At 68.8% G+C, this 18,577-nt stretch carries 12 protein-coding genes; 1 reads left to right on the top strand and 11 read right to left on the bottom strand.

Going from position 1 to position 18,577, the window contains the following annotated elements; translation table 11 throughout:
* The first annotated feature begins 125 nt into the window (after positions 1-125).
* Positions 126-1,202, top strand: coding sequence for an acyltransferase family protein (locus EKO23_RS20730; RefSeq protein WP_134720280.1), 1,077 nt, complete (start codon positions 126-128; stop codon positions 1,200-1,202).
* Here the strand turns inward: EKO23_RS20730 and EKO23_RS20725 are convergent.
* From EKO23_RS20725 to EKO23_RS20675, 11 genes are all read right to left on the bottom strand, one after another.
* Positions 1,102-1,983 (bottom strand): lysophospholipid acyltransferase family protein, encoded by an 882-nt coding sequence (locus tag EKO23_RS20725; protein ID WP_134720278.1) that lies wholly within the window; start codon positions 1,981-1,983, stop codon positions 1,102-1,104. The genes EKO23_RS20730 and EKO23_RS20725 overlap by 101 nt on opposite strands.
* 198 nt (positions 1,984-2,181) lie before the next feature.
* Complete coding sequence (locus tag EKO23_RS20720) at positions 2,182-6,054, bottom strand: DNA-directed RNA polymerase subunit beta' (protein ID WP_134720276.1); 3,873 nt, start codon at positions 6,052-6,054, stop codon at positions 2,182-2,184.
* A gap of 93 nt (positions 6,055-6,147) precedes the next feature.
* Positions 6,148-9,666, bottom strand: coding sequence for a DNA-directed RNA polymerase subunit beta (gene rpoB, locus EKO23_RS20715; RefSeq protein ID WP_134720274.1), 3,519 nt, complete (start codon positions 9,664-9,666; stop codon positions 6,148-6,150).
* 271 nt (positions 9,667-9,937) lie between these two features.
* Positions 9,938-10,894, bottom strand: a complete 957-nt coding sequence (locus EKO23_RS20710; protein ID WP_134720272.1) for a J domain-containing protein — start codon at positions 10,892-10,894, stop codon at positions 9,938-9,940.
* Complete coding sequence (locus EKO23_RS20705; RefSeq protein ID WP_134720270.1) at positions 10,891-11,490, bottom strand: hypothetical protein; 600 nt, start codon at positions 11,488-11,490, stop codon at positions 10,891-10,893. Before EKO23_RS20705 ends, EKO23_RS20710 begins: the two co-directional genes overlap by 4 nt.
* Entirely contained in the window at positions 11,487-12,782 is a 1,296-nt protein-coding gene (locus EKO23_RS20700) for an MCE family protein (RefSeq protein ID WP_134720268.1), read from the bottom strand. Before EKO23_RS20700 ends, EKO23_RS20705 begins: the two co-directional genes overlap by 4 nt.
* Positions 12,779-14,155 (bottom strand): MCE family protein, encoded by a 1,377-nt coding sequence (locus EKO23_RS20695; protein WP_134720266.1) that lies wholly within the window; start codon positions 14,153-14,155, stop codon positions 12,779-12,781. The genes EKO23_RS20700 and EKO23_RS20695 overlap by 4 nt, the downstream gene beginning before the upstream one ends.
* On the bottom strand, positions 14,152-15,273 hold the full coding sequence (locus tag EKO23_RS20690; protein WP_134720264.1) for an MCE family protein: 1,122 nt from the start codon (positions 15,271-15,273) through the stop codon (positions 14,152-14,154). Before EKO23_RS20690 ends, EKO23_RS20695 begins: the two co-directional genes overlap by 4 nt.
* A 3-nt stretch (positions 15,274-15,276) precedes the next feature.
* Positions 15,277-16,245, bottom strand: coding sequence for an MCE family protein (locus EKO23_RS20685; RefSeq protein WP_134720262.1), 969 nt, complete (start codon positions 16,243-16,245; stop codon positions 15,277-15,279).
* Positions 16,242-17,279: an MCE family protein gene (locus EKO23_RS20680; protein ID WP_134720260.1), complete on the bottom strand. Its 1,038-nt coding sequence runs from the start codon at positions 17,277-17,279 to the stop codon at positions 16,242-16,244. Before EKO23_RS20680 ends, EKO23_RS20685 begins: the two co-directional genes overlap by 4 nt.
* Complete coding sequence (locus EKO23_RS20675; RefSeq protein ID WP_134720257.1) at positions 17,276-18,571, bottom strand: MCE family protein; 1,296 nt, start codon at positions 18,569-18,571, stop codon at positions 17,276-17,278. The genes EKO23_RS20680 and EKO23_RS20675 overlap by 4 nt, the downstream gene beginning before the upstream one ends.
* Between the last annotated feature and the right edge of the window lie 6 nt (positions 18,572-18,577).

Raw genomic sequence — 18,577 nt, 5'->3', positions numbered from 1 at the left:
GATCGGATGCGAAAGTCCGCGCAGCAGGCGCCGACGTGGGCGACGTGCCCTTGAGCCCTCGGCACTGGTTGCCCGGTTGTCCGACGATTGGAGCCGCCGCGTGGCGTCTCGTTAACGTCGTTCGAATGCCCCGTGACCCCTGGCTCGACAACGTGAAGATGGTGCTGGTCACCTTCGTGGTGATCGGGCATGCCCTCGTGATGGTGCCGGACGACGGTCCCAACGGGCAGGTCTACGACTTCATCTACGCCTGGCACATCCCCGCGTTCGTGCTGGTGACGGGCTTCCTGTCGCGGGGCTTCGAGTGGAACCGCCGCTACCTCTGGTCGCTGTTCTGCACGATCGCGGTCCCCTACGTCCTCTTCGAGCTCCTGATGATGACGTACCGCACCTACCGCGGCGGCGAGGAGATCGGCGCCCCGATGTGGCTGAACCCGCACTGGCCCATGTGGTACCTCGCGGCGGTGTTCCTGTGGCGGCTGGCGACCCCGCTGCTCAAGCGGCACTGGGTCTCGATCCCGATCACCGTCGCGCTGAGCCTGGTCTTCCCGACCATCGGTGCGCACTGGACGTGGTACCTCGACCTCAACCGGACCGTCGGCTTCCTGCCGTTCTTCACCCTTGGCCTGTTCCTCTCCCCGGCAGTGCTCCGCGAGCTGCGCTCGCGCGGCGCAGCGGTCGCCGGGGCGGTCGTGCTGCTCGGCCTGTGGTGGCTGGTCGGCCACACCGACGCCTGGATCTCGTCGCGGTGGCTCTACTACTCCTTCCCCTACGACTCGGTGGACGCATCGCCCGAGCAGGGCACCGGCGTCCGCCTGGCGCTGATCGCGGTGAGCGCGGTCGCGGCGCTGGCGGTGCTCGCGGTGGTCCCGCGCCGTCGCACCCGGTTCACCGACATGGGCGCGGCCACCATGGTCGTCTACCTCGTCCACGGATTCGCGATCCGCGAGCTCGGCTACCTCGGGTACGACGAGTGGGCACGGTCCGCTGGCTGGTGGACGATCGTGCCGACGGTCGCGCTGGCGGTGCTGATCGCCGTGCTGCTCGCCTGGCAGCCGGTCGCGAACCGGCTCACCTGGCTGGTCGACCCGATCGGATCGGTCACGAGGCTGCGCCGGGCCCGGGCCGCGCGTCGTACGGCGGCGGAGGCTGCTCAGGACGCGGAGGCTGCGGAGCGCCCGCTCGAGAAGGTCCCGGCCTGACCCACGGCCCCCAGCTCGGCGGCACCGCACGGCGCGGAACGTCGTCCAGGGTGCGGGCCTCCGCGACGTCCGGGGCGTGGCCGCCGAGGTGCTGCGGGTACCACGGCGCCCGCTCCCCCGCCCGCGGCCGGTGCTCGGGCAGCCGCTGCACGTCCTCGAGCATCGCGGTCAGGACCTCCCCCAGCGAGCGGGTCCACGCGGTCAGGTCGTCGTCGGCCGCGACCTGCAGCGGGGCCCCGAACCGTACGTCGACCAGCCGGCCGCGGCGCAGGCTCGGCCAAGGTTCCCTCCCCGACTCGGTGCGCCCCACCGTCCAGATCCGCTGCCCTCCCCACATCGCCACCGGCAGCACCGGCACGCCCGTGTCCCGGGCCAGCGCCGCGACGCCGCGCATGAGCGGGCGCACGGCGTACGACCAGGAGATGCCGGCCTCCGGGAAGACCCCGACCGCCTCGCCCGACCGCAGCAGCCGGCGCGCGTGCAGGTAGGCGCCCGCCGGGGCCTCCCGGTCGACCGGCACGTGGCCCATCCGGTCCATCAGCCATCCGACACCGGGCGCCTGCCAGGCGTCGTGACGGCACAGGAACCGCACGTGGCGGTCCCGCTCGACGGCGGCCCGCGCGAGCAGCACGAAGTCGGCGTACGACGCGTGGTTGGCGGCGAGGAGCACCGGACCGTCGGTCGGCAGGTGACCAGAGCCCGCGACCCGGACCCGCACGTCAAGCACGCGCAGCACGCCCCGGCCGACCACGGTGGCGGCGCGGTAGACCCGGTCGCTCATGATGCCCGCACCCTCTCACGACGAAGGGCCCCTGCCGGCTGGCAGGGGCCCTTCATCTTCTACGTGTTCGTCTTCTACGTCTTCGTCAGTCGTGAACGACTCGGTTTCGAGACGCGTCGCGGGTCCCGCGCTCCGCGCGGGTTCCCGCCGACGCTCCTCAACCCGGTTCTTCCACCAGAACTGCGCGCTGGCGCGCGCTCAGTTCTGGTACGAACCGAAGTCGAAGTCGTCCAGGGCGACGGCCTGGCCGCCGGTGCTGCCGAAGTCGTAGTCGTAGGAGTCGTAACCGGTGACGGAGTACGCCGCGGCACGGGCCTCCTCGGTCGGCTCCACCCGGATGTTGCGGTACCGCTCGAGGCCGGTACCCGCCGGGATCAGCTTTCCGATGATCACGTTCTCCTTCAGACCGCGCAGGGAGTCGCTGCGGCCGTGGATCGCCGCGTCGGTGAGCACCCGGGTGGTCTCCTGGAAGGAGGCCGCCGAGAGCCACGACTCGGTCGCCAGCGAGGCCTTGGTGATGCCCATGAGCTCCGGACGACCCGAGGCCGGCCTGCCACCCTCGGAGAGCACCCGGCGGTTCTCCTCCTCGAAGAGGACCCGGTCCACCAGGTCGGACGGCAGCAGGTTGGTGTCGCCCGACTCGATCACGGTCACCCGGCGCAGCATCTGCCGCACGATGATCTCGATGTGCTTGTCGTGGATCGACACGCCCTGGCTGCGGTACACGGCCTGGACCTCGTCGACGAGGTGCTGCTGGGCACGGCGGACACCCAGGATGCGCAGGACCTCCTTGGGGTCCTCCGTGCCCTGCGTGAACTTGTCGCCCACGTCGACGTGGTCGCCGTCGGCGACCACCAGCCGCGAGCGGCGGCTGACGGGGTACTCCTTGACCTCGGAGCCGTCGTCCGGGGTGACCAGGATCTTCCGGGCCTTGTCGCCCTCCTCGATCTCCACCCGGCCGGCGACCTCCGAGATCGGCGCCAGACCCTTGGGCGAGCGGGCCTCGAAGAGCTCGACCACGCGGGGCAGACCCTGCGTGATGTCGTCCGCGGAGGCCACACCACCGGTGTGGAAGGTACGCATCGTCAGCTGCGTGCCGGGCTCACCGATGGACTGGGCGGCGATGATGCCGACCGCCTCACCGATGTCGACCAGCTTGCCGGTGGCCAGCGAGCGGCCGTAGCACTTGGCACAGGTGCCGGTGCGGGCGTCGCAGGTCAGCACGGAGCGGACCTTCACCTCGGTCACGCCGGAGGCGACCAGCTCGGCGATCTTGACGTCGCCGAGGTCCTCCCCCGCGGTGGCCAGCACCTCGCCGGTCTCCGGGTGGGTGACCTCGGTCGCCGCCGAGCGGGCGTACGCCGCGGTCTCGGCGTTGTCGTGCTTGACGACGGTGCCGTCCTCACGACGCTCACCGATGGTCTTCGGCAGGCCGCGCTCGGTGCCACAGTCGTCCTCACGGATGATGACGTCCTGCGACACGTCGACGAGACGACGGGTCAGGTAACCGGAGTCCGCGGTGCGGAGCGCGGTGTCGGCGAGACCCTTGCGGGCACCGTGCGTGGAGATGAAGTACTCCAGCACGGAGAGGCCCTCGCGGAAGTTCGCCTTGATCGGCCGCGGGATGATGTCGCCCTTCGGGTTCGCCACCAGACCACGCATGGCCGCGACCTGACGGATCTGCATCATGTTTCCGGAGGCACCCGAGTCGACCATCATGAAGATCGGGTTCGACTTGTCGAACGTCCCCTCCATGGCCTTGGCGACCTCGTTGGAGGCCTGCGTCCAGATCTCGATGAGCTCCTGGCGACGCTCGTCGTCGGTGACCAGACCGCGCTCGAACTGCTTCTGGACCTTCGCCGCCTGGGCCTCGTAGCCCGAGAGGATCTCGGCCTTCTCACCCGGGGTGACGACGTCCTCGATGGAGACCGTCACACCGGAGCGGGTCGCCCAGTGGAAGCCGGTGTCCTTGAGCGCGTCCAGCGACGCCGCGACCTCGACCTTGGTGTAGCGCTCGGCGAGGTTGTTGACGATCGTGCCGAGCTGCTTCTTGCCCACCTCGTAGTTGACGTACGGGTAGTTGGCGGGAAGCGTCTCGTTGAAGATCGCGCGGCCCAGCGTGGTCTCGACCACGAGGTCGTCGCCCTCGGCGTACCCCTCGGGCAGCGGGCCCTGGTCCAGCTTGCCGGGGATGCGCAGCGTGATCCGGCTCTGCAGCGAGATCTCGCCGTGGTCGAAGGCCATGATCGCCTCGGCCGGCGACGCGAACGCCCGGCCCTCGCCCGGCTCGCCCTCACGGTCGGTGGTGAGGAAGAACAGGCCGATGATCATGTCCTGCGACGGCATCGTCACCGGACGGCCGTCCGACGGCTTGAGGATGTTGTTCGTCGACAGCATCAGGATCCGCGCCTCGGCCTGGGCCTCGGCGGACAGCGGCAGGTGCACCGCCATCTGGTCTCCGTCGAAGTCGGCGTTGAACGCGCCGCAGACGAGCGGGTGGATCTGGATGGCCTTGCCCTCGATCAGCTGCGGCTCGAAGGCCTGGATGCCGAGGCGGTGCAGCGTGGGGGCACGGTTGAGCAGCACCGGGTGCTCGGTGATGACCTCTTCGAGGACGTCCCACACGACCGGGCGGGCGCGCTCCACCATCCGCTTCGCGGACTTGATGTTCTGCGCGTGCGACAGGTCGACGAGGCGCTTCATCACGAACGGCTTGAAGAGCTCCAGGGCCATCTGCTTGGGCAGACCGCACTGGTGCAGCTTCAGCTGCGGGCCGGACACGATGACCGAGCGGCCGGAGTAGTCCACGCGCTTGCCGAGGAGGTTCTGGCGGAAGCGGCCCTGCTTGCCCTTGAGCATGTCGGACAGGGACTTCAGCGGCCGGTTGCCCGGGCCGGTGACCGGGCGACCGCGGCGGCCGTTGTCGAACAGCGAGTCCACGGCCTCCTGGAGCATCCGCTTCTCGTTGTTGACGATGATCTCCGGGGCACCGAGGTCGAGCAGGCGCTTGAGCCGGTTGTTCCGGTTGATCACGCGGCGGTAGAGGTCGTTCAGGTCCGAGGTCGCGAACCGGCCACCGTCGAGCTGCACCATCGGGCGCAGGTCCGGCGGGATCACCGGGACCGCGTCGAGGACCATGCCCAGCGGGCTGTTGTTGGTCTTGCGGAACGCGTCGACGACCTTGAGGCGCTTGAGCGCGCGGACCTTGCGCTGGCCCTTGCCGGTGGCGATGGTCTCGCGCAGTGACTCGACCTCGGCCTCGATGTCGAAGGTCTCGAGGCGCTTCTGGATCGCCGTGGCGCCCATGTGGCCCTCGAAGTACTTGCCGAACCAGTTCTTCATCTCGCGGTAGAGCAGCTCGTCGCCCATGAGGTCCTGGACCTTGAGGCTCTTGAACGTCGACCAGACCTCCTCGAGGCGGTCGAGCTCGCGCTGCGCGCGGTCACGGAGCTGCTTCATCTCGCGCTCCGCGCCGTCCTTGACCTTGCGCTTCTGGTCGGACTTGGCACCCTCGGCCTCGAGCGTCTCCAGGTCCTCCTCGAGCTTGCGGGCGCGGTCCTCGATGGAGGTGTCGCGCCGGCCCTCGAGGCGCTTGCGCTCCAGGTCGACCTTCCCCTCGAGCGAGGACAGGTCGCGGTGGCGGGCGTCCTCGTCGACAGCGGTGATCATGTACGCCGCGAAGTAGATGACCTTCTCGAGGTCCTTCGGGGCGAGGTCGAGCAGGTAGCCCAGGCGCGACGGGACACCCTTGAAGTACCAGATGTGGGTGACCGGGGCGGCGAGCTCGATGTGGCCCATGCGTTCACGGCGCACCTTGGAGCGGGTGACCTCCACGCCACACCGCTCGCAGATGATCCCCTTGAAGCGCACGCGCTTGTACTTGCCGCAGTAGCACTCCCAGTCCCGGGTGGGACCGAAGATCTTCTCGCAGAAGAGGCCGTCACGCTCGGGCTTGAGCGTGCGGTAGTTGATGGTTTCCGGCTTCTTGACCTCGCCGTGGCTCCAGGTGCGGATGTCGTCCGCGGTGGCCAGGCCGATCTGAAGCTGGTCGAAGAAGTTGACGTCGAGCACTTGGCTGCTTCCCTCGATTGATTCGAATTCTTGGTGTCTGGTGGGGGCGGAGGCGGCGCCCGGCCTGCTCAGTGGCGGGCCGGGCGCCGGCGCTCACACCTCTTCGACCGAGCTGGGCTCGCGGCGGGACAGGTCGATGCCGAGCTCCTCTGCGGCGCGGAAGACATCCTCCTCCGCGTCGCGCATCTCGATGGTGGAGCCGTCCTGCGACAGCACCTCCACGTTGAGGCAGAGCGACTGCATCTCCTTGACGAGCACCTTGAACGACTCGGGGATGCCGGAGTCGGGGATGTTCTCGCCCTTGACGATGGCCTCGTAGACCTTGACGCGCCCGGGGACGTCGTCCGACTTGATCGTGAGCAGCTCCTGGAGGGCGTATGCGGCGCCGTACGCCTCCATCGCCCAGACCTCCATCTCGCCGAACCGCTGGCCACCGAACTGGGCCTTACCGCCCAGCGGCTGCTGCGTGATCATCGAGTAGGGGCCGGTCGAGCGCGCGTGGATCTTGTCGTCCACGAGGTGGTGCAGCTTCAGGATGTACATGTAGCCGACCGAGACCGGGTCCGGGAACGGCTCGCCGGAGCGGCCGTCGAACAGCGACGCCTTGCCGTTCTCCTTGACGGTGCGGACACCGTCGCGGTTCGGGATGGTCGCGCCGAGCAGACCGGTGATCTCGTCCTCGCGGGCACCGTCGAACACCGGCGTCGCCACCTTGGTGTCCGGCTCGGCCTTGTCCGCGTGGATGTCGATCAGCCGCTGCTTCCAGTCGGCCTTGCCCTTGTCCTCGTGCAGATCGATGTCCCAGCCCTGCTTGGCCAGCCAGCCCAGGTGCAGCTCGAGGATCTGGCCGATGTTCATGCGTCGCGGCACGCCCAGCGGGTTGAGGATCACGTCGACCGGGGTGCCGTCCTCCATGAACGGCATGTCCTCGATCGGCAGGATCTTCGCGATCACGCCCTTGTTGCCGTGGCGGCCGGCGAGCTTGTCACCGACGGAGATCTTGCGCTTCTGGGCGACGTAGACCCGCACCAGCTGGTTGACCCCCGGGGGCAGCTCGTCGCCGTCCTCGCGGTCGAACACGCGGACCCCGATGACCGTGCCGGACTCACCGTGCGGCACCTTCATCGAGGTGTCGCGGACCTCGCGCGCCTTCTCGCCGAAGATCGCGCGGAGCAGGCGCTCCTCGGGGGTCAGCTCGGTCTCGCCCTTCGGGGTGACCTTGCCGACGAGGATGTCACCGGTGGTGACCTCGGCGCCGATGCGGATGATGCCGCGCTCGTCGAGGTCGGCCAGCATCTCCTCGGAGACGTTCGGGATGTCCCGAGTGATCTCCTCGGGGCCGAGCTTGGTGTCGCGGGCGTCGACCTCGTGCTCCTCGATGTGGATCGAGGTGAGGATGTCCTCCTGCACCAGGCGCTGGCTGAGGATGATCGCGTCCTCGTAGTTGTGGCCCTGCCACGGCATGAACGCCACCAGCAGGTTGGTGCCCAGGGCGATCTCGGCGTCGTCCGTGCACGGACCGTCGGCGATCGGGCCGCCGGCCTCGACCCGGTCACCCTCGGCGACCAGCGGGCGCTGGTTGATGCAGGTGCCCTGGTTGGAGCGGCGGAACTTCGCCATGCGGTACGACGAGTAGGTGCCGTCGTCGTTCATCACCTCGACGAGGTCGGCGGACACGTCCTTGACCACACCGGCCTTGGTGGCGACGACCACGTCACCCGCGTCGACCGCGGCGCGGTACTCGATGCCGGTGCCCACCAGCGGCGAGTCGCTCTTGATGAGCGGCACGGCCTGGCGCTGCATGTTGGCACCCATGAGCGCGCGGTTGGCGTCGTCGTGCTCGAGGAACGGGATCAGGGCGGTCGCGACCGACACCATCTGGCGCGGCGAGACGTCCATGTAGTCGACCTCGCCGGCCAGGATCTCGGAGACCTCGCCGTGGCGCTGGCGGACAAGCACCCGCTCCTCGACGAACTTGTTGTTCTTGTCGAGGGCGGCGTTCGCCTGGGCGATGACGTACTTGTCCTCGTCGTCCGCGGTGAGGTAGTCGATCTTGTCGGTGACCTTGCCGTTCTCGACCTTGCGGTACGGCGTCTCGATGAAGCCGAACGGGTTGATCCGGCCGAACGACGCGAGCGAGCCGATCAGACCGATGTTCGGGCCTTCCGGCGTCTCGATCGGGCACATGCGGCCGTAGTGCGACGGGTGGACGTCGCGGACCTCCATGCCGGCGCGGTCACGGGACAGACCGCCGGGGCCGAGCGCGTTGAGGCGACGCTTGTGCGTCAGGCCCGCGATCGGGTTGGTCTGGTCCATGAACTGCGAGAGCTGCGAGGTGCCGAAGAACTCCTTCAGCGCCGCGACGACCGGGCGGATGTTGATCAGGGACTGCGGCGTGATCGCCTCGACGTCCTGGGTGGTCATCCGCTCGCGGACCACGCGCTCCATGCGGGCCAGGCCGGTGCGGAGCTGGTTCTGGATCAGCTCGCCCACGGTCCGCATGCGGCGGTTGCCGAAGTGGTCGATGTCGTCCTCGCGGACCTCGGTCTCCTTGCCGTCCGCGTCGATGACGACCTCGCCGGACGCGTCGACCAGCTTCTCGTCGCCGTTGTGCAGGCGGACGATGTAGCGGATCGCGGCGACGATGTCGGCGATGGTGAGCGTCTGGTGGTCGAACGCCTCGTGCAGGCCGAGCTTCTTGTTCACCTTGTAGCGGCCGACCTTGGCGAGGTCGTAGCGCTTCGGGTTGAAGTAGTAGTTGTTGAGCAGCGTCTGCGCGGCCTCACGCGTCGGCGGCTCGCCCGGGCGCAGCTTGCGGTAGATGTCGAGCAGGGCGTCGTCCTGGCCCTGGGTGTTGTCCTTCTCCTCGGTCAGGACGATCGACTCGTACTGGCGCAGCTCGGCCATCGTGGCCTCGTAGTCGTAGTCCTCGCCGGTGACCTCGGCGACGGCCTGCAGGGCCTTGAGGAGGACCGTGACGTTCTGCTTGCGCTTCCGGTCGAGCCGCACGCCGACCGTGTCGCGCTTGTCGATCTCGAACTCGAGCCAGGCGCCGCGCGACGGGATCACCTTCGCGGTGAAGATGTCCTTGTCGGAGGTCTTGTCGGCGGTGCGCTCGAAGTAGACGCCCGGGGACCGGACGAGCTGGGACACGACGACCCGCTCGGTGCCGTTGATGATGAAGGTGCCCTTGTCGGTCATGAGCGGGAACTCGCCCATGAAGACGGTCTGGCCCTTGATCTCACCGGTGTCGTTGTTGGTGAACTCGGCGGAGACGTAGAGGGGGGCGGAGTAGGTGAAGTCCTTCTCCTTGCACTCCTCCACGGTGTACTTCGGGTCGTAGAAGAGGGGGTTCTCGAACGAGAGCGACATCGTCTCGGAGAAGTCCTCGATCGGGGAGATCTCCTCGAAGATCTCGGTCAGACCGGACTTGGTGGAGACGTCCTCGCCGGCCTCGGTCCGACGCTGCACGTCGGACTGCCACTTCTCGTTGCCGACCAGCCAGTCGAAGCTGTCGGTCTGGAGAGCCAGGAGCTGGGGAACCTCGAGAGGTTCGTTGATCTTTGCGAAGCTGATGCGACGGGTGTTGCCAGAGGTGCTGCGCGCGGCCAAGAGTGTGTCCTTCTGGAGGTTCGCTCTGGGGAGGGCGCCCGCCAACCACTTACCGGCCACCGGACAGGCAGGAAGCATTTGAGGGCAGACGCAAAGAGGAAGCCTAACGCAGAACGCGCGGCAGCACAAACACGCGGCTGAGAATCTCGGGCATCGCGGTCAGTCGCTGGCGAAGATCATCACCCCCGGGGCCGCCGAGGTCAAGCAGAACCGCCGGAACGGCCGCCGGTCGCGCCCGGTCCCGGTGGTGACCGGGCGCGTCCGGGACGGTTCAGTCCGCCGCGCAGTCGGAGGCGCCGGAGGCGTCCGAGCCGTCCTCGGGGGCCGCCGTGGAGGTGTCTCCGGACGGGGTCTGACCGTCGGCCGCGGCCGAGATCTCGCGGGGGTCCCAGCCGTCGATCTTCTCGATCAGCCAGTCGCCCTCCCTCTGCACCATGGTCGCGGTGAAGGAGAGGGTGAGCTTCTGGGTCTGCTTGACGTTGCCGGCCTCGCTGTCGAGCACCACCAGCACGCCGACCCGCTGCCCGTCGTCGGAGACGCACGCGACCCCGGCGGTCGAGGACGTGGTCTTCGCGTAGCCCTTGGACTTCTCAAGGTTGGGTCCGATGGCCTTGGACCAGAGCTCGTCGTACTGCGCCTTCAGGTCACCGGTGAGCACGCGCAGCGCCCGGTCCTTGTCGCGGTCGGGATAGCGGTAGTCGTAGGTGAACACCAGCGGCACCGACGTCCGGGCCGCCGCGGTGGCCTCGTCGGCGGCATCGTCGGCGGCGACCGCGTCACTGCCGGTGACCTGGAGGTACGCCGCGGTGAGGGTCACCAGCAGAACCATCACCGCCAGGCCGGCCAGCAGCCAGCCCGGGACCCAGGGCAGGGTCCGCCCGGCCCCGGCGGTCGCCGGTACCCTCGCCGGCTCCGTCGCCGCGTCGTCGGCGGGCTCGTCCCCGCAGTCGTCGGCCTGCCCGGTGGCCGCCGCGTCTGCCGCGCTCGGGGACGTCGCGGCGGCCTCGGTCCGGGCCTCGTCGTCGCCCGAGACGCCGGCCGCGGCCAGCTCCGCGTCGTACGCCGTGCGGCGCTCGTCGTCGAGCAGCACCTCGGCCGCCTCGTTGTAGAGGCGGAACCGGCGGTCGCCCGGGTCCAGGTCGGCGATGGACTCCCGCCACGCCGTCCGGATCTGCTCCGTCGTCGCGGTCTCCTCGACCCCGAGGACGTCGTACCAGGTCGCGCTCATCGGCTGAACCTCGAGTCCACGTCGTTGCACTTCGCGACCTGCCACGAGCCGTCGATCCTCTGGAGGTCGACGAGCATCTGGAAGTCGCGCGGCTCGACCGCCTTGCCGTCGCGGCCGCCCGCGACCTGCCCGGACAGCACGACCACGGCCGAGTCGTCGTCGAGGGACTCCACGCCGGTGCGCTCGACCGAGGTGGTCATCGTGAACTTCTGCGCCGCGACCTGCCGGTCGAGGGCGGAGGCGTACTCCTCGAAGGTGACGCCGCCGCAGGTGAACCCGGTGGCGATCAGGGGTTCCACGCGCTGGCGGTACGCCGTGAGCACCTGCTTGCCGTCCAGGTCCTCCGGGGAGTAGCTCCCGAAGGCGGTCATCCACTCCTTGGCCCGGACCATGACGGTCTCGCGGACGCTCTGGTTGTTCGCGGCGGCACCACCGTCGCGGCCGGTCGCCGCGACCGCGAGCCAGACGACCGAGGCGACCAGGGCCACGGCCAGGACGCCGGCCAGGGCCAGGCGGAACCGGGGCGAGCCGGTGGGGCGGGCGCCGGTGTCATGGGCGGGGGTGGCGTTCTCGGAGGTCGGGTCCTCGGGGGTCACCTCGTCGTCCCGACGAGCGGCTGTAGCAGCAACCACTTCCACGCCTCCTCTCCAGTTGCGCGTGCCTCGGAGGTGGGAGTCACGCTGTCGGGGGTGGACGATCCGGACAGGCCGGACGCCCACGTGAACTTCTGGGTCTGCGGGTCGTAGTACCCGGCCACCGGGGCCCGGTAACCAGCCGGCGCCCGCGGGGCGTTCTGGGCCCCGCGCGCGTTGGACTGCGACGGCGGCTCGCTGCAGCGGGTGCCGACCTTCATCGGCCGGTTGCTGCCGTCGTCCGGCTCGCGCCGGTCGGTGCCCTCGTAGCCGCGGTGGCACAGGGTGTGGTCGGTCATCACCATGCCGAAGTGGGCGTCGTACTTGTGGGTGACCGGGTCCTTGGACACGACGCTGAAGCCGCCCTCGACGACGTACGGGTAGAGCACGAGGATCTGCTCGACCCCGTCGAGGTGCTTGACCACGACCTCGCCCGTGGTCACCAGGTTGTTGATCAGCGAGGAGAGGTCGACCTCGTTGTCCTCGATGAACCGGCGCAGCTCGTTGGCGGTGACCGACCCGGAGTCGATGACCTTGCGGAGGTCGGGGTCGGAGGCGGCCAGGGTCCCGCTGAACTTCGCCAGGTCGCGGGTGAAGCTGCGGATCGACGAGGCGGTGTCGAGCTGGGTGCGCAGCACCGTGTTGCTCTCGTGGATCAGGTCGGTGGTCATCTCGAAGTTGTCGTTGGCGGTCTGGATGAACGAGTTCGAGGTGTCGATGATCTGCCCGAGGTCGTCACCGGTGCCGTCGAAGGCGAGGCCCATCTCGGTGACGACCTTCTTCAGAGACTCCCGGTCGACCGACGACGTGGTCGTCGAGAGGTCCTCGAGCAGCGTGGCGGTCGGGAGCGGCGTCGTCGTGTCCTCGCGGGCGATCTCCGAGCCGTCCTGGAGGAACGGGCCCTCGGCGGTGCGGGGCTGGAGCTCGACGTACTGCTCGCCGACCGCGGACCGGTTGCCGACCACGGCCTCGGTGTCGCTGGGGATGTCGTCCCACCCGTTGTCGATCGCGAGCAGCACGTCGACCCCGTCGTCGGTGACCTGGAGCTTCTCGACCTCGCCCACGGTGACGCCGCGGTAGGACACCTCCGCGCCGGCGAAGATGCCGCCGGAGTCCTGGTAGTGGGCCACCACGGTGTAGTGGTCGTCGAAGAACACGCGGTCGAGGCGGGCGTAGCGGGCACCGACGTAGGTGCAGCCGAGCAGCGTGATGATCACGAAGACCACCAGCTGGACCTTGGTACGGCGGGTGATCACTGCGCCACCCCCGGCATCAGCAGGGCCACCAGTATCGGGTTCCAGGTGTCCATCATCCGGCTCATCGAGACGTTGCCGTCGCCGAGCGCGGCCGGGCGGCTGAGGCCCAGGCCGAGGTCGGGCAGCGAGGTGGGCAGCGGCAGCGGGTTGTCGCCGCCCCCGCCACCACCGGGGCACAGCCCGGGCAGCGGGACGCTCTTGCAGACCCGGTCGACGACGACGTCGGGCAGTCCCCGGCAGTTCTCGACCGTCGGGTCGTCCAGGCACTTCTGGATCGCCTTGACCGCCCCGTCGCAGAGCTTGTCGAGCGGGGGCAGCGGGCCGTCGTCGGGGATCTGGCCGAGCGGGATGCAGGCCTCGCTCGGGTCGGGGATCGGTCCGGCCTGCTTCCCGACGTCGATGTCGAGCTTGATCGAGAGGTTGGTGTAGTCGCCCATGTGCAGGTTGCGGGCCACCTCCGGGTCGCGACCGACCACCTCGTCGACGAAGGGGTAGGTCAGGAACACGTTGAACGACTTGGCGAAGTCGTCGCCGGTGGCGGCGAGGTTCGTCAGCACCGGCTGGAGCTGGGTGAGCGCGTCGATCGTGGCGGTCTTCGACGCCCGGATCACGCGGGTGCCGACGTTGCCGAGCTTGCCGAGCGCCTTCAGCATCTTGATGAGGTCCGCGCGCTGGCTGTCGAGCGAGTCCAGGGCACCCGGCAGGTCGTCGAGCGCGGAGGTGATCGCCGGCTTCTGCGCGTTCGCGGCCCTGGCCAACCGGTCCAGCGACTCGATCGCGGTGACGATGTCGGCCTTGTTGTCGTCGAGCTGCCGGGTGAAGACCCGCAGCTGGGTGAGCACCGAGCGGGCGCTGCCCTCACGTCCCTCGAGCGCCTTGTTGAGCTCGCTCGAGATCGTCTTCAGCTGGGCGACGCCGCCGCCGTTGAGCAGCAGGCTGAGCGCGCCGAGCACCTCCTCGACCTCGGGGTTCCGGTTGGTCGAGGACAGCGCGATGTCGTCACCGTCGGACAGCTTGTTGGAGCTGGGGTTCTCGGGCGCCTTCAGCGACACGAACTTCTCGCCGAGCAGGCTGGTCTGGCGGATCTCGGCCTCGGCGTTGTCGGGCAGGTCGACGTCGTTGCGCAGGCTCAGGGTGACGTTCGCGACGTACCCGTCGAGGGTGATGTCGGTGACCTTGCCGACCGTCACGTCGTTGACCCGGACGGTCGACTGCGGCACCAGGTCGAGCACGTCGGGGAACGTGACGTGGACGGTCATCGGGTTGTCGCCGACGTCGGCGCCACCGGGCAGCGGAGCCTTGCTGATCGAGAAGTCGCAGCCGCTGAGCAGCAGCGCGACCACGAGGACCAGCACCAGCTTCAGGCGGTTCATCGGGCCACCTCCAGCAGCCGGGCGAACGTCGGGTCCGCGACCGCGCGGTTGCCGAGCAGGCCGGGCCGCGGGTAGATGGACTTGATCACGTTGCAGGCGGCGCCGGACGGGTCGGCCTGGTCGACGGCCGTGCACAGGAACACGGCGGGGTCGGCCGAGATCTCGTGCGGCAGGTTGCCGAAGTTGGCCGCGGTGTCGAGCGTGCCCGACTGCGGGTTGTAGGTCAGGGCGAGGTTGTTGAGCGCGAGCGGCGCGACGTGGAGGATCTCGTCGAGCTCGCCGCGGCGCTTGACCAGGGTCTTGGAGACCCGGTTGAGCCCCTTGACGTTCTTGCTGAGCAGCGACCTGTTGTCGCGGACGAACGTCTTGACCTCGCCCAGTGCGGTGCCGAGGTTCCTCAGGGAGGCGGCGAGCTCCCGGCGCTCGCTCGAGAGCATCTCGGAGACCGACGCCATCGAGGCGTTGAAGTCACGCACCACCTTGTCGTTCTTCGACAGGGCCCTGACGAACCGCTCGATCTCGGCGGCGCTGCCGAACAGCTCCTCCTTGTTGTTCTCGAGGGTGCCGGTGAACTTGCCGAGGTTGCGAATGGTCTGGTTGACGTTCGCGCCCTGGCCGTCGAAGTTCTTCGCTGTGGTGTCGAGCAGGTCGCTCAGCGCGCCCTTGCTGTTGGCTCCGTTGGGCCCGAGCGCGACGGTCAGGTCGTCGAGCGACTGGTAGACCTCGTCGAGCTCGAGCGGGGTCGAGGTCTTGTCGGTGTCGAGCACCGCACCGTCCGCGAGCTTCTCGCCGCCGTCGTACGCCGGGGTCAGCTGCACGAAGCGGTCGCCCACCACGCTCGGCGCGATGATCACCGCCTCCGCGTTCGCGGGCACCTGGACCTCGGCGTCGTAGTACATCTTGACGTTGACCACGTCGCCGGCCGGCTCGACCGACTCGACCTTGCCCACGGGGACGCCGAGCACGCGGACGTCGGAGCCCTCGTAGATCGAGACGGTGCGCGGGAACGCAGCGGTGAGCTGCTTGCGGTCCTCGCCGCCGCGGAACATGGTCAGTGCGGCCGCCGCGAGCAGGGCGACGATGACCAGGGGCACGATGAGCTTCTTCACGGTCTCCATGGGTCAGCCACCCGCCTGCGTGACCGGGGGCATGTTGTAGATGAAGGTGTCGAACCACGGGCCGTTTCCCAGGGTGTTCGCGAACACGCGGTAGAACGGCGCCATCAGGCGCAGCGTCTCGTCGAGGTTGTCCTGGTTCTTCAGCAGCACCTTGACGACCGTGTCGAGGTGGGTGAGGGCCGGCTTCAGGTCCGCGCGCGAGTCGCGGATCAGGCCGGTCAGCTCCTCGGACATGGACGAGGTCGACACCAGCAGGTTGTGGATCGCCTGCCGACGCGCCACCAGCGCCCTGAACAGGACGTCGGCGTCCTTCATCAGCGTCACCACGTCGCCGGAGCGGTCGCCGAGCACACCCGAGACCTTCTGGAGGTGCACCAGCAGGCTGTTGATCTGCTCGTCCCGCGCCGCGAGGTTCGCCGACAGCGCCGAGACGCCCTTCAGCGCCGCCTGGAACTCCTCGGGGGTGTTGCGCCCGAGGTCGCTCAGCGTGGTCAGGGACTTGGCCAGGCGGTCGGTGTCGATGCGCTCGGAGGTCTCGGCCAGCCCGGAGAACGCCTCGACCACGTCGTACGGCGACTGGGTGCGCTCGACCGGGATGGTGTGGCCCTCGTCCATCTGGCCGGGCCCGGCCGGCTCGAGCGCGAGGAACATCGCGCCGAGGATCGTCTTGACCTTGATCGCGGCGCCGGAGTCCTTGCCGAAGTCGACCCCGCGGTCGACCTTGAAGGTGACCTTGACGTGGTCGCCGTCGAGGGCGACGGACTCGACCTTGCCGACGCGGACACCGGCCACCCGGACCTCGTCGTTGGCCTTGAGCCCGCCGGCCTCGCTGAACGCGGCGTAGTAGGTGTCGCCTCCGCCGATCAGCGGCAGGTCGTCGGCACGGAACGCGGCCAGCACCATCGCGGCCAGCACGGCGAGGCTCACCGCGCCGACCACCACGGGGTTGCGCTCACGGAAGGGAGTACTCATGGCAGCGAACACCTGTCCGAGTTGGTCGGGTAGTCGACCTTGAGGGGCTTGCCCGCGACCTTCACCTGACCAGTGAAGTTGCACAGGTAGAAGTTGAACCACGAGCCGTAGATCGCGGTACGGCCGACCTTGTTGAGCTTGATCGGGAGCACCTGCATGGTCCGGTCGAGCTCGGCGCGGTTCTTCGCCAGGTTGCCGGCGGTGCCGCGCAGGCCCTTGATGTCGGTGACCAGCGGCTTGCGGATCCCCCGGATCAGGTCGGCCGTCTCGACGGAGAGCGACGAGATCGAGTCCAGCGAGCCGAGCAGGGCGTCCTTGTCCGTCGCCAGCCCGCTGACCAGGGTCTTGAGGTTGACGATCAGGGAGGAGAACTCCTCGTCCCGGTTGCCGATGGTCACGAGCGTCTCGTTGAGGTTGTCGATCAGGTCGCCGATGACCTGGTCGCGCTCGGCGAGCGTCTGGGTGACCGACGCGGTGTGGCTGAGCAGGCCCTCGACCGTGCCCCCCTCGCCCTGGAAGACCTGGACGATCTCGTAGGACAGCTGGTTGATGTCCTGCGGGGAGAGCGCCTGGAAGAGCGGCTTGAAGCCGTTGAACAGCACCGTGAGGTCGAGCGCCGGCGCCGTCTTCGACACCGGGATCGTGGTGCCCTCGTCGAGGCGGTCGCCGTTGTCGGCGCCCTGCTGGCTCAGCGAGATGTAGCGCTGGCCGACCAGGTTGCGGTAGCGGATCTGCGCGTGCGTGGCGGAGGTGAGCTCCGCGCTGTCCTGCACGGTGAACGTGACCAGCGCCCGTGAGCGGTCCTTGATCTCGATGCCCTTGACGGTGCCGACCTTGACCCCGGCAATGCGGATGTCGTCGCCCTTGGTCACGCCGGTCGCGTCGACGAACTCGGCCCGGTACTGGCGGGACCCGCCGAAGGTGATGTTGCCGATGAGGACCACGAGCATGCCGGTCGCCAGCGTCGTGATCACCATGAAGGTGACCAGCTTCCAGGCGTCGGAGGCGGTCTTCTTGTCGAGGAACCGGCTCATCGCATCGACACCTCCGTCCCGCGGACGAGGGGGGCGAACAGCATCACGCTCAGGTCGGACACCTCCGAGGAGTCGCGCCCCAACGACGCCGCGAGCAGCGACCGCACGAAGGCCGCCTCGTCGGCGCTGCCGGCATACGCGTCGGTCTCGGCCCAGGCCAGCGGCGACCGCATGGTCCCCTTGCCGGTGGGTTCGTCGACGCCGTCGTCGGCGTTCCCGGGGGACGGGGCGATGTTCTTCTGGTTGTACGGCGAGTCGGGCAGGCTGCCGCAGTAGGGCCCCCGCTTGTCGCCGTACCGCGGCTTGTCCTGGGGCCCGTAGGCACGTGGCTGGTGGGGCAGCATCTCGAGGTTGATGTGCAGGGTGAAGCCGCGGAACGCCTGGGCCTGGAGCTTGCCTGCCTTCACGATGCCGCTGGTCAGGCAGGGGAACTCGGGGGCGTACTTGCCGAGCACCTCGAACTGTGCGTCGGCGAGCTCGTTGACCCGGATGATGTTGTCCTCGTTCTCGTCGAGGAAGCCGCGGGTGGTGTCGGAGAACGCGCTGACGTCGTCGAAGAGCCTGTTCAGCTTCTTCTCGCGCTGCACGAGCGTGTTCCCGGTGGTCACCGAGCTGCGCAGCGTCGTGGCGATGTCGGGGAAGACCTCGGTGTAGAGGTCGGAGGTCTTCGCCAGCAGCCGGAGGTCCTCGACCACGTCGGGCAGCTGCGGGTTGACCCGCTGGAGGTAGGAGTCCAGGGTCTCGAGGTTCTCGCCGATCTTCTCGCCGCGGCCCTCGAGCGCGGTCGCCAGCGCGTTGAGCGTCGTGTTGATCTCGGCCGGCTGGACCGTGCGCAGCAGCGGGTAGAGGTCGTTGAGGGTCTCCTCGACCTCGTGCGCGAGCACGGTCTGGGTGATCGTGTCCCCCGCCTCGATGTGCGCTCCGTCCGGGGACTCGGGGATCTGGAGCGCGACGTACTTCTCGCCGAACAGCGTCTTGGGCTCGATCCGGGCGGTGACGTTGCGCGGGATGGTGTCGACCTGGTCGGGGTAGAGCCCGAGCGTGAGCTCGGCACCGTCCGAGCTCGCGGACTGCTGCAGCACCTCCCCCACGATCACGCCGCGCAGCTTGACGTCGGCGCGGGCGGGCAGGTTGAGGCCGGCCCTGGAGGTCTCGAGCGAGACCTCGTCGTAGTCGGTGAACTTCTTGGTGAACACCGCGTACGTCGACCAGACCCCGGCCGCGATCAGCGCGATGAAGAGCAGCCCGATCAGCTTCGTGTTGCGCAGGATGTTCGTCTCCCGACTCGTCATCGCCCG

Source organism: Nocardioides guangzhouensis, from assembly GCF_004519545.1.
GTDB classification, from domain to species: domain Bacteria; phylum Actinomycetota; class Actinomycetes; order Propionibacteriales; family Nocardioidaceae; genus Nocardioides; species Nocardioides guangzhouensis.
The sequence above is the reverse complement of the archived record's forward strand: the minus strand, read 5'-3'. Positions and strand labels throughout refer to the sequence as shown.

Excerpts from the sequence above, each read along its gene's own strand:
- EKO23_RS20685 (WP_134720262.1), bottom strand. The coding sequence starts at position 16,245 with ATGAGTACTCCCTTCCGTGAGCGCAACCCCGTGGTGGTCGGCGCGGTG.
- EKO23_RS20695 (WP_134720266.1), bottom strand. The coding sequence starts at position 14,155 with ATGAACCGCCTGAAGCTGGTGCTGGTCCTCGTGGTCGCGCTGCTGCTC.
- EKO23_RS20730 (WP_134720280.1), top strand. The coding sequence starts at position 126 with ATGCCCCGTGACCCCTGGCTCGACAACGTGAAGATGGTGCTGGTCACC.
- EKO23_RS20675 (WP_134720257.1), bottom strand. The coding sequence starts at position 18,571 with ATGACGAGTCGGGAGACGAACATCCTGCGCAACACGAAGCTGATCGGG.
- EKO23_RS20725 (WP_134720278.1), bottom strand. The coding sequence starts at position 1,983 with ATGAGCGACCGGGTCTACCGCGCCGCCACCGTGGTCGGCCGGGGCGTG.
- EKO23_RS20710 (WP_134720272.1), bottom strand. The coding sequence starts at position 10,894 with ATGAGCGCGACCTGGTACGACGTCCTCGGGGTCGAGGAGACCGCGACG.
- EKO23_RS20690 (WP_134720264.1), bottom strand. The coding sequence starts at position 15,273 with ATGGAGACCGTGAAGAAGCTCATCGTGCCCCTGGTCATCGTCGCCCTG.
- EKO23_RS20680 (WP_134720260.1), bottom strand. The coding sequence starts at position 17,279 with ATGAGCCGGTTCCTCGACAAGAAGACCGCCTCCGACGCCTGGAAGCTG.